Genomic DNA, 9,789 nt, shown 5'->3' on the forward strand with positions numbered 1-9,789 from the left:
GGGTGAGCCGCGTCTCACCCGGGCGCCGGCACTTGTCTATGCAACGAGTTGCACAGCAAGATCGGGGCATGGCGCTCGACCACGCGATTCTCGTCTCCCTGCTGGAGATGCCGGGCTCCGGCTATGACCTGGCCCGGAGGTTCGACCGGTCCATCGGCTACTTCTGGACCGCCACCCACCAGCAGATCTACCGCGTGGTGGGACGCATGGAAGGCGACGGGCTGCTGACCTCCCGGGAGGTGGCGCAACAGGGCCGCCCGGACAAGAAGGAGTACTCCGTCGCCGCCGCCGGTCGCGCCGCCCTGTCCCAGTGGCTGCACCAGCCGATCGAGCCGGAGAGCCTGCGCCACGACCTTGCCGTGAAGATCCGGGGCGCGGCCTTCGACGACCCGGCCGCGCTGGTCCGCGAGGTCGAACGCCACCACCAGGTCCACGGCGACCGGCTCGCGCGCTACCTCGCGGGGGAGCTGCGCGACTTCACCGGCCCCGAGGCCCCGGCCCCGCTCGACACCGGGCGGGAGCTCCAGCACGTCGTACTGCGCGGCGGCATCGCCTACGAGCGCATGACGCTCGCCTGGCTCGACGACGTCCTCGCCACGCTCCACCGGCTCGGCGCCGCGCCGGGGTCCGCGTGAGCCGCCCCACCTCCCCTCCCGTCTCCCTTTCGAAGGTGAACTCCATGGCCGACTCCCTGCTGTTCAACCCGCGCACCTACGACCCGGCGCACTTCGACCCCGAGACCCGCAGGCTGCTGCGCGCCACCGTCGACTGGTTCGAGGCGCGCGGCAAGCGCCGGCTGATCGAGGACTACCGGTCCCGCGCCTGGCTGGGCGACTTCCTCGCCTTCGCGGCCGAGGAAGGGCTGTTCGCCACCTTCCTCACCCCGGCCGCCGCCGCCGGCAAGCCGGACCAGCGGTGGGACACCGCCCGGATCGCCGCCCTCAACGAGATCCTCGGGTTCTACGGCCTCGACTACTGGTACGCGTGGCAGGTCACCATCCTCGGCCTGGGTCCGGTCTGGCAGAGCGACAACGCCGCCGCCCGTGACCGCGCCGCCGAACTCCTCGCGCAGGGCGAGGTGTTCGCCTTCGGGCTGTCCGAGCGGACCCACGGCGCCGACATCTACTCCACCGACATGCTGTTGGAGCCGGACGGTGACGGCGGCTTCCTGGCGAGCGGTTCCAAGTACTACATCGGCAACGGCAACGCGGCCGGGCTCGTCTCCGTCTTCGGCCGGCGCACCGACGTCGAGGGCCCGGACGGGTACGTCTTCTTCGCGGCCGACAGCCGCCACGCGGCGTACGAGGTGGTGCAGAACGTCGTCGACTCCTCCAAGTACGTCAGCGAGTTCCGCCTGGCCCGCTACCCGGTGTCCGCGGACGACGTCCTGCACACCGGCCGCGCGGCCTTCGACGCGGCCCTGAACACGGTCAACGTCGGCAAGTTCAACCTCTGCACCGCCTCGATCGGCATCTGCGAACACGCCATGTACGAGGCGGTCACCCACGCGCAGAACCGCATCCTCTACGGCCGTCCCGTCACCGCCTTCCCGCACGTGCGCCGCGAGCTGGCGGACGCCTACGTCCGCCTCGTCGGGATGAAGCTCTTCAGCGACCGCGCCGTCGACTACTTCCGTTCGGCCGGGCCCGACGACCGCCGGTACCTGCTCTTCAACCCGATGACGAAGATGAAGGTGACCACGGAGGGCGAGAAGGTCATCGACCTGATGTGGGACGTCATCGCCGCGAAGGGCTTCGAGAAGGACACCTACTTCGCCGAGGCGGCCGTCGAGATCCGGAGCCTGCCCAAGCTGGAGGGCACCGTCCACGTCAACCTCGCGCTGATCCTCAAGTTCATGCGCAACCACCTGCTGGAGCCGGTCGAGTACCCCGCCGTCGCGCCCCGCCTCGACGCGGCCGACGACGACTTCCTCTTCCGGCAGGGCCCGGCCCGGGGCCTGGGCTCCGTGCGCTTCCACGACTGGCGCGCCGCCTTCGAGGGCTACGCCGACGTGCCGAACGTGGCCCGCTTCCGCGAGCAGGCTGACGCCCTGTGCGCCTTCGTCTCCACCATCGCCCCCGACGAGGCGCAGAGCCGCGACCTCGACTTCCTGCTCTCCGTCGGCCAGCTGTTCGCGCTGGTGGTGTACGGCCAGCTGATCCTGGAGCAGGCCGCGCTGACGGACCTGGACGCCTCCGTCCTCGACGAGCTGTTCTCCGTCCTCGTGCGCGACTTCTCCGGACACGCCGTCGAACTGCACGGCAAGGACTCCGCCACCGAGGCGCAGCAGGCCTGGGCGCTGGGCGCCGTGCGCCGCCCGGTCGTCGACGAGGCCCGCGCGGCCCGGGTCTGGGCGCGGGTGGAGGCGCTGTCGGGGGCCTACGAGATGGGGCGGTGACGCCGTAGCGCCGAGGTGAGGGCCCCCGCCCGTGCGCGGGGGCCGTCCCGCCCCGGGTATCTTGTTGCACATCAATTGCAAGAACGATGTATGTGCGAAAGAGGTCGCCGTGGGCGCTCCGGTGGTGCTGGGCATCGAGTCGTCGTGCGACGAGACCGGAGCCGGGATCGTCTCCGGCGGCCGGCTGCTCGCGCACGTCGTGGCATCGAGCATGGACGAGCACGCCCGCTTCGGCGGGGTCGTGCCCGAGATCGCCGCCCGGGCGCACCTCCAGTCCTTCAACCCGGTCGTCCAGCAGGCCCTCGACCAGGCCGGGCTGCGACTGGGCGACATCGACGCCGTGGCCGTCACGACCGGCCCGGGGCTCTCCGGCGCCCTCCAGGTGGGGCTCTCGGGCGCGAAGACCCTCGCGTACGCGGCCGGGGTCCCGCTGTACGGGGTGCACCACCTCGCCGGGCACGTCGCGGCCGACACCCTGGAGCACGGGCCGCTGCCGAACCCGTGCATGGTGCTGATCGTCTCCGGCGGTCACACCTCGCTGCTGCTCGTGCGCGACCTCGTGCGCGACCCGATCCTGCACCTCGGCGACACCGTGGACGACGCGGCGGGGGAGTGCTTCGACAAGGTGGCCCGGGTCTTCGGACTGCCGTACCCCGGCGGGCCCGCCATCGACCGGGCGGCCCGCGGGGGCGACGGCTGCGCGGTGGCCTTCCCGCGCCCGCTGACGCGGCCGGGGGACGCCCCGTACGCGTTCTCCTTCTCCGGCTTGAAGACCGCGGCCGCCCGCTGGGCGGAGCAGCACCGCCTGCGGGGCGAGGAGATCCCGCTCGCCGACGGCGCCGCCTCGCTCCAGGAGGCCGTCGCGGACGTCCTGACCCGCAAGGCGCTGGCCGCCTGCCGCGCGTACGACGTACGGACCCTGGTCGTGGTGGGCGGCGTCGCGGCGAACTCCCGGGTGCGGGCCCTGGCCGAGGAGCGCTGCGCGGCCGCCGGAGTCGAACTCCGGGTGCCGCCGCTGACCCTGTGCACCGACAACGGGGCGATGATCGCGGCCGTCGGCGACCTGCTGGTGCGGGCCGGAGCCGATCCGGCGCAGCTCGACGTGTCCATCGACCCGTCCGCACCGCTGGAGTACGCCGCGCTGCACCCCGTCGCCCGCCCGTCCGCGCGCATCGCCTAGTGCGGTCACGGCACCAGAGCGCTCCCGCGGGCAGGTCGGGCCTCAGGGCCGTCCGGGCGCCGGCTTCTCGGTGTCGAAGGTGTAGAACTTGCGGTGGTCCAGCATGTCGGCCGGTGTGACGTTGTTCCACGGCCGCATGGTGCCGTGCAGGTCGACCACGTCCGGCGTCCGGGTGGCGGGCTGGTACGCGGACTTCGGGTGCCGGCCCTGCCACTCGGCCCACAGCATGTCGATGAAGGCGTGGTGCAGCCAGAACACGGGGTCGTTGGGGGAGGCCGCGCTGGCCATGTGGCCGCCCACCCACATGTGGACCCGGTTGTGCAGGTTGGTGCCGCGCCAGCCCTCCAGGTTGTTGCGGAAGCCGCCCGACGTGCTGTTCCAGGGGGCGGTGTCGTACTCCGCCAGGTTCAGCACGGCGTTGACCTCGTCCTTGGTGGGCAGCTGCTTGCTGCCGCCGAGCACGCGCCGCAGGTAGGTGCGCCGGTCCACGCCCACGGTGACGGCCCACTTGCCCCCCGAGTACGCGAAGGGGCCGTCGAGCACCTGCCCGTCGCGGGCCCGGACGGTGCCCCCGAGGAAGTCGGCGGCCCACAGCGAGGAGCCGGGGGTGCGGTCGACGGTCCAGTCCCAGTAGGGGATCGAGACCTTCGGGTCCACCTTCTGCAGCTCCGCCTCGAAGTCGAGCAGGAAGCGGCGGTGCCAGGGCAGGAAGGAGGGGGAGCGGTGGCCGACCCGTGCGCCGAAGTCGCTGTCGCCCATCAGGAAGGCGTTGTGGGCACTGACGTAGCGGTCGTAGACGCCCTTGCGCTTGAGTTCGAGCACCGCGTTGGTGAAGGCGCGCTTCTCGTCGGCGGTCAGCTTGGCCTGGTTCTTGCGGACGGTCATGCCGGGTCTCCGTTGGCGCCGAGCGGGACGAGGATCGCGCCCTGGAGGTCGCGGACGGCGGCGCGGGCCGCCGTGACGGGGTCGGGGAAGGTCTCGTAGTGGTTGACCACGGTGATCCAACTCCCGTCGGCATTGGGCATCAGGTGCAGCTCGACGCCGTCGATGCGGACGCTCGGCATGGCCGGCAGGTGGTGTCCACCGGTGTGGTGGCCCGAGGTGTCGAGCGATATCTGTATGCGGCGGCCCTCGAACACCTCGTCGACCGGCGTGATGGCTTTGGCGGCGCCCGAGGCGCCCGGAGTGCCGGAAGCGGCCGCGCCGCCGGCCGGGACGACGGCCGGTTCGGTGGACGACGAGGACGAGCAGGCGCTCGTCAGCCCGATGGCGGTGGCTGCGCCGGCCGACATGCTCAGGGCCTGCCGGCGGGTGATCTTCTTCATGGCCCGAAGAACTATCAGAAGGGCGCCGCCAGTTGATCGGCGGCCCCGGCAACCGCAGCGGGTCCCCCGCCCAAGGCAAGGCTACTTTCGGTCGATTTACCTCCTTCTCGGACGCGGAGCGAAGTAACGATTCGGCGGGCGGCGGGCGTTCGCCGACGTACGCGAAGCGGCGGCCGTCGCACCCGGCGGCCCCGCCCCGGCATCCGGGTGGACCTCCCGTGTCGCCCGGGTGATCGACTCCCCGCACCGGGCATGTCGCCCACCTGTGCGATACCCGCTGTGGCTTCGTGTGCGCCATGACCTCACCCCGCCCCTCGCGCCGCACCCGTCTCCTCGCGCTGTGCGTGGCCGCCGTGGCCGCCCTGCCCCTCACGGCCGCCTCGGCCACCGCCGTGACCGCCGCACCCCCCGCCGCCGTACGCGCCCCCGCGGACGGCGACGGGCCGGAGGTGCTCCGCGCGCGCACCGTCCCCCTCGACCTCGCGGACTTCCGGGCCCTGTGCACCCCCGCACCCTTCGGCGCGCCCCGCAGCTGGAGCTTCGACTTCTTCGGCGACGTGCGCGTCACCGCCGTCGAGGACGGCACCGACGACGACCAGGGTTCGCGCACCTGGTCCGGACACGTCGCGGGCAACCCGCAGTCCAGCGTGATCGTCTCCCTGCGCGGCGTGTGCACCCCCGAGGGCGAGCGGTCCGCCGTGCCCGTCGCCAAGGTCGTCGCCGACCTCGGTGACCGCGTCTACCGCCTGGAGACCCGCCCCGGTCACCCCGCCCGCGCCCGGATCACCGAGGAGGACCCGAACAAGCGGCCGCGGCGCGCCCCCGACGCGCTGGCCGTCGACCCGGCCGCCCGCAACGCCCCGCGCACCTCCCTCTCCGGCCGCGCCGCGGCCGCCACGACGAACCCCGTCGTCATCGACGTCGTCGCCGGCTTCACCCAGCTCGCCATCGACCGGGCGGGCGGCGAGCAGCAGGTGATCAACACCATCAACTGGGCCGAGCGCAAGATGAACGAGGCCCTCGCCGACAGCGGTGTCGCGGCCAGCATCGACATCATCGGCACCTACAACACCCACTACCGGGGCGAGAACGAGTCCGCCCTGATGTGGGGGAAGCTGAGCAACCCCCGGGACCAGGAGCTCGGCGCCACCGCGGCGGAGGTGCGCCGCCGCTACGGCGTCGACCTCGTCACCGTGGTCAACAGCGTCCCCGGCCGCTCCTCCGGCCAGGGCAGCCTGCCCGTGCGCGGCAACTTCCACGACAGCCTGGCCTTCTCCGTCGTCGACTTCGACTCCCTCACCGGCTGGTACAACCTCGGCCACGAGATCGGCCACAACCTCGGCCTCTTCCACGACCGCCGCACCCTCGACATGCAGGTCCCGGACGGGAGCTGGGTCAACGACCTGAACACTCCCTACGGCACCGGCTGGATCTCGCCCGACGAGCAGCACACCTCGCTCATGGCGTACGCCACCTCCTGCCGCAAGGCGTGCCACACGGAGAACGTCTACTCGAACCCCGCGCTCTCCGTCGACGGCCAGCCGCTCGGCGACCGGTACAACAACAACGCGGCGCTCGCCCGGCTCACCACCCCCATCGTGGCGGGCTACCGCTCCCTCACCACGCCCCTGACCCGCTACGCCCTCACCCTGGAGGACAGCGAGGGCGGCACGATCCGACCCGCGGTCTACGGCCCGTACAAGCCCGGCACGGTCGTCGGCGTCACCGCCACCCCCGCGCCCGGCTACCGGCTGGCGGCCTGGATCTACGACGGCCGGCAGTACGCCCCGAGCAGCCAGGTCAACGTGACCATGGACGCGGCCCACACGCTGCGCGCGGTCTTCCTGGAGGCCTGATCGGTTCCGGGCCCGCCCGACGGGGGCGGGCCCGGAACCCGTTCGGCCCAACCCGGCGCGCCGGTGGGCACACCCCGCGTCTTGACTGGGGCGTGGACACCGACCAGCGGCGCTCCGCCGCCCCGTACCGCAACCTGATCATGGCGACGCTCGGCTTCACGCTGACCTTCTGGGCGTGGGACCTGATCGCGCCGCTGGCCACCGGGTACAAGGACCGCCTCGGGCTGAGCTCCGTGCAGCAGTCCCTGCTGGTCGCGATCCCGGTCCTGGTCGGTTCCGTCGGGCGGATCCCCGTCGGCGCGCTCACCGACCGCTACGGCGCGAGGCTGATGTTCCCGCTGGTGTCCGCGCTCACCGTCGTGCCGGTGCTCCTCCTGGTCGTGGTCAAGGACGACTACGTGCCGCTCCTGGCGGTGGCCCTGCTGCTCGGCCTGGGCGGCACGACGTTCGCGATCGGCGTCCCCCTGGTCAACTCCCGGTTCCCGCCCGGGCGCCGCGGCTTCGCGCTCGGCGTGTTCGGCATGGGCACCGGCGGCGTCGCCCGCTCCGGCTACTTCACCCCCCGCATGGCCGCCCACGGGGAGAACCTGCCCTTCTACGTCGTGGCCGCCGCGCTCGCCGGATACGCGGCGCTGGCGGCGGCCCTGATCACGGACCGGCCCGACCGGGCCGTCAGCACCGTCTCGCTCGCCACCCGGCTGCGCCGGGCGGGCGGGCTGCGGATCACCTGGGAGCTGTCCGCGCTCTATGCCATCGGCTTCGGCGGGGTCGTCGCCTTCGGCGTCTACCTGCCGACCTACCTGAAGACCTGGTACGCGCTCACGCCGACCGACGCCGGTGCCAGGGCGGCCGGGTTCGCCCTGGTCACCGTGGTCTTCCGGCCCCTGGGCGGTCGTCTCTCGGACCGCTTCCACCCGGCGCTCGTCACGGCCGTCGCGCTGGCCGTCGTGGCGCTCTTCGCCGTCGTCCAGGCCTTCGACCCGCCGATCGCCCCCGTCGCCACCATCGCGCTGCTGGCCATGGCCGCCGGACTGGGCGCGGCCGGCGGCAGCGTCTTCGCCCTCGTCTCGCAGGTCACCCCGCAGGCCCAGGTGGGCAGCGTCACCGGCATCGTCGGCGCCGTGGGCGGGCTCGGCGGCTTCGTCCCGCCCCTGGTCATGGGCGGGATCTACAGCGCGAAGGGCTCGTACTCGATCGGCTTCATGCTGCTGTCCGACCTCGCCCTCGCCGGGTGCGTGTACGCCTACGGCCGCATGCGCACGCAGCGCCCCGATCCCGACCGATGAGTTCCGCCGCGATCCGCGGTCGTACAAGGTGGTGGGGGACGCGGCGGCCGTGCGAACGGTCCGCCCGCGCGCCGACCGCGAGGGCACGACACCGCACACGAGACACCGAGGAACCACGATGCGCACCCTGATCAGCACCGCTTTCATCTCCCTCGACGGCGTCGTGGAGGCCCCGGGCGGCGAGCCCGGCTACCGGAACTCCGGGTGGACCTTCAAGGACGTCGAGTTCCTCCCCGAGGCCTTCGAGATCAAGGGGCGGGAGCAGCGGGAAGCCACCGCCATGCTGCTGGGCCGCACCAGCTACGAGGCCTTCAGCCCGGTGTGGCCCGACATGGCGGACTTCGCCGACTACAAGGCGATGCCGAAGTACGTCGTGTCCACCGGCCTCGCCGAGGGCGACCTGGTGTCGAACTGGGGCGAGACCACGATCCTGCGCTCGCTCGACGAGGTCGCCGCCCTGAAGGAGACCGAGGGCGGCCCGATCATCGTCCACGGCAGCGCCACCCTCAACCGGGCCCTGTCCGACGCCGGGCTGATCGACCGCTACCACCTGCTCGTCTTCCCCCTCCTGCTCGGCGCGGGCAAGCGGCTGTTCAGCTCCACCGACAAGGACACCCAGCAGCTGAAGCTCGTCGAGCACGAGGCCTACGCCAACGGTCTGCAGAAGAACGTCTTCGACGTGGTCCGTTGATCCGGCGCACAGCCGGAAGAGGCCCCTCCGACCGGGGACATGTGCCCCTGTAGACACAGGAGGACTCCCAACTCCCGTCCTCGAAAAGGGATTTGCGCGATCCGGGTCGACGGTGGACCAGGGCGCTGTACGGTGACGTCGGCTGTGGCGAACATGTCGTCAGTTCACCTGCTTCGCCCTGGTTTCCGTTGTATTCGGACGAAAGGAACCGCGTGAGCACCCACGTCGAGCCCGTCGAGTCCCCCGAAGAGTTCAACGTCAAGCACTTCTCGGACAGCAACGGCACGCTCCTGTACAAGAGCGTCGCGGTCCTCGGTACGGTCCAGCAGAGCCGCCAGCAGTTCCGCGTGGGGACGGGCGGCCGGCTCTACGTCTCCAGCCCCGACCACCCGCTCAAGGCCTGGGTGCAGAAGCCGGCCGACGTGGACGCGACGGCCCAGCAGATCGTCGGCGTGGTGGCCGACGAGCAGGCGGGCGGCTACACCGCCCTGAGCGCCCAGGGGGTCAGCAGCTGGACGCACTCCTACGGCGGCGACCTGCGCACGCCGACCGGGGCGATCAAGGCGATCTCGAAGAGCGGGGCGTTCGGGTCCATCGTCTGGGGCACCCCGTACTGCCACGCCGGATGGGTGGCCTCCCTGATGCCGACCCTCAGCTCGCTGGGCACGATCAGCGTTCCGGGCGGAACCCTGATCATCGGGCAGAACGTCCACTCGTCGGCCATCGTGGGCAGCTCGTGGCTCAAGGGCATCGACGCGGGCGACTGCACGCAGGACCTCTTCCCCACGGAGTGGACGAACGGGGTCGTCGCGACCCTGTGTCCCAAGGCCGTGGGCCACCAGGACCTGACGAACATCACGATCCTCTGCGACATCCTGAAGAAGGCCGGGTTCAAGTCCGCGCGCCAGGCGGACCTCGCGGGCCGCATCCGCTTCCTCCTCAAGAACCACCCGCAACACGAAAAGACGCTGCGCTCGCTGCCCAACATCCTGACCTACTACGGCAACCTCTTCTGATCCGGCCGCCGCGCACGCCCTCCCGCCGCCGGGAGGG

Annotated in this window: 9 protein-coding genes; 7 read left to right on the forward strand and 2 right to left on the reverse strand. The window is 71.9% G+C overall.

Annotation, left to right across the window (positions count from 1 at the left end; all coding sequences use genetic code 11):
- Positions 1 to 68 precede the first annotated feature (68 nt).
- The 3 genes from ACFWAR_RS38370 to tsaD all read left to right on the forward strand — a co-directional run bounded on the left by ACFWAR_RS38370 (position 69) and on the right by tsaD (position 3,578).
- Positions 69 to 635 carry a PadR family transcriptional regulator gene (locus tag ACFWAR_RS38370; RefSeq protein ID WP_385788058.1) on the forward strand — a complete coding sequence of 189 codons (567 nt, stop codon included), beginning with the start codon at positions 69 to 71 and terminating at the stop codon, positions 633 to 635.
- Between the two features lie 44 nt (positions 636 to 679).
- The gene (locus ACFWAR_RS38375) at positions 680 to 2,398 is read left to right on the forward strand and encodes an acyl-CoA dehydrogenase family protein (RefSeq protein WP_385788061.1); all 1,719 of its coding nucleotides are present in this window, start codon (positions 680 to 682) and stop codon (positions 2,396 to 2,398) included.
- Positions 2,399 to 2,519: 121 nt separating this feature from the next.
- Entirely contained in the window at positions 2,520 to 3,578 is a 1,059-nt protein-coding gene (tsaD, locus tag ACFWAR_RS38380; RefSeq protein ID WP_385788078.1) for a tRNA (adenosine(37)-N6)-threonylcarbamoyltransferase complex transferase subunit TsaD, read from the forward strand.
- Between the two features lie 42 nt (positions 3,579 to 3,620).
- Here tsaD and ACFWAR_RS38385 read toward each other — a convergent pair whose 3' ends face one another.
- Positions 3,621 to 4,463: a tyrosinase family protein gene (locus ACFWAR_RS38385; RefSeq protein ID WP_385788064.1), complete on the reverse strand. Its 843-nt coding sequence runs from the start codon at positions 4,461 to 4,463 to the stop codon at positions 3,621 to 3,623.
- Positions 4,460 to 4,903 (reverse strand): tyrosinase family oxidase copper chaperone, encoded by a 444-nt coding sequence (locus ACFWAR_RS38390; RefSeq protein ID WP_385788067.1) that lies wholly within the window; start codon positions 4,901 to 4,903, stop codon positions 4,460 to 4,462. Before ACFWAR_RS38390 ends, ACFWAR_RS38385 begins: the two co-directional genes overlap by 4 nt.
- A 296-nt stretch (positions 4,904 to 5,199) precedes the next feature.
- Here ACFWAR_RS38390 and ACFWAR_RS38395 point away from each other — a divergent pair, with 296 nt between their 5' ends.
- From ACFWAR_RS38395 to ACFWAR_RS38410, 4 genes are all read left to right on the forward strand, one after another.
- Complete coding sequence (locus ACFWAR_RS38395) at positions 5,200 to 6,759, forward strand: zinc-dependent metalloprotease family protein (RefSeq protein ID WP_385788070.1); 1,560 nt, start codon at positions 5,200 to 5,202, stop codon at positions 6,757 to 6,759.
- Positions 6,760 to 6,899: 140 nt separating this feature from the next.
- Positions 6,900 to 8,045, forward strand: a complete 1,146-nt coding sequence (locus tag ACFWAR_RS38400; RefSeq protein ID WP_385788081.1) for a nitrate/nitrite transporter — start codon at positions 6,900 to 6,902, stop codon at positions 8,043 to 8,045.
- Positions 8,046 to 8,163: 118 nt separating this feature from the next.
- Positions 8,164 to 8,736: a dihydrofolate reductase family protein gene (locus ACFWAR_RS38405; RefSeq protein WP_385788072.1), complete on the forward strand. Its 573-nt coding sequence runs from the start codon at positions 8,164 to 8,166 to the stop codon at positions 8,734 to 8,736.
- 212 nt (positions 8,737 to 8,948) lie between these two features.
- Positions 8,949 to 9,752: a hypothetical protein gene (locus ACFWAR_RS38410; protein WP_385788075.1), complete on the forward strand. Its 804-nt coding sequence runs from the start codon at positions 8,949 to 8,951 to the stop codon at positions 9,750 to 9,752.
- The last annotated feature ends 37 nt before the right edge of the window (positions 9,753 to 9,789 follow it).

Origin of the sequence: Streptomyces sp. NPDC059917 (genome assembly GCF_042730635.1) — a bacterium.
Taxonomy (GTDB): Bacteria; Actinomycetota; Actinomycetes; order Streptomycetales; family Streptomycetaceae; genus Streptomyces.

What these genes read in the sequence shown, in the direction of transcription:
- ACFWAR_RS38395 (WP_385788070.1), top strand. Translation starts at nt 5,200, where the DNA reads ATGACCTCACCCCGCCCCTCGCGCCGCACCCGTCTCCTCGCGCTGTGC.
- ACFWAR_RS38405 (WP_385788072.1), top strand. Translation starts at nt 8,164, where the DNA reads ATGCGCACCCTGATCAGCACCGCTTTCATCTCCCTCGACGGCGTCGTG.
- ACFWAR_RS38370 (WP_385788058.1), top strand. Translation starts at nt 69, where the DNA reads ATGGCGCTCGACCACGCGATTCTCGTCTCCCTGCTGGAGATGCCGGGC.
- ACFWAR_RS38390 (WP_385788067.1), bottom strand. Translation starts at nt 4,903, where the DNA reads ATGAAGAAGATCACCCGCCGGCAGGCCCTGAGCATGTCGGCCGGCGCA.
- ACFWAR_RS38400 (WP_385788081.1), top strand. Translation starts at nt 6,900, where the DNA reads ATGGCGACGCTCGGCTTCACGCTGACCTTCTGGGCGTGGGACCTGATC.
- ACFWAR_RS38375 (WP_385788061.1), top strand. Translation starts at nt 680, where the DNA reads ATGGCCGACTCCCTGCTGTTCAACCCGCGCACCTACGACCCGGCGCAC.
- ACFWAR_RS38385 (WP_385788064.1), bottom strand. Translation starts at nt 4,463, where the DNA reads ATGACCGTCCGCAAGAACCAGGCCAAGCTGACCGCCGACGAGAAGCGC.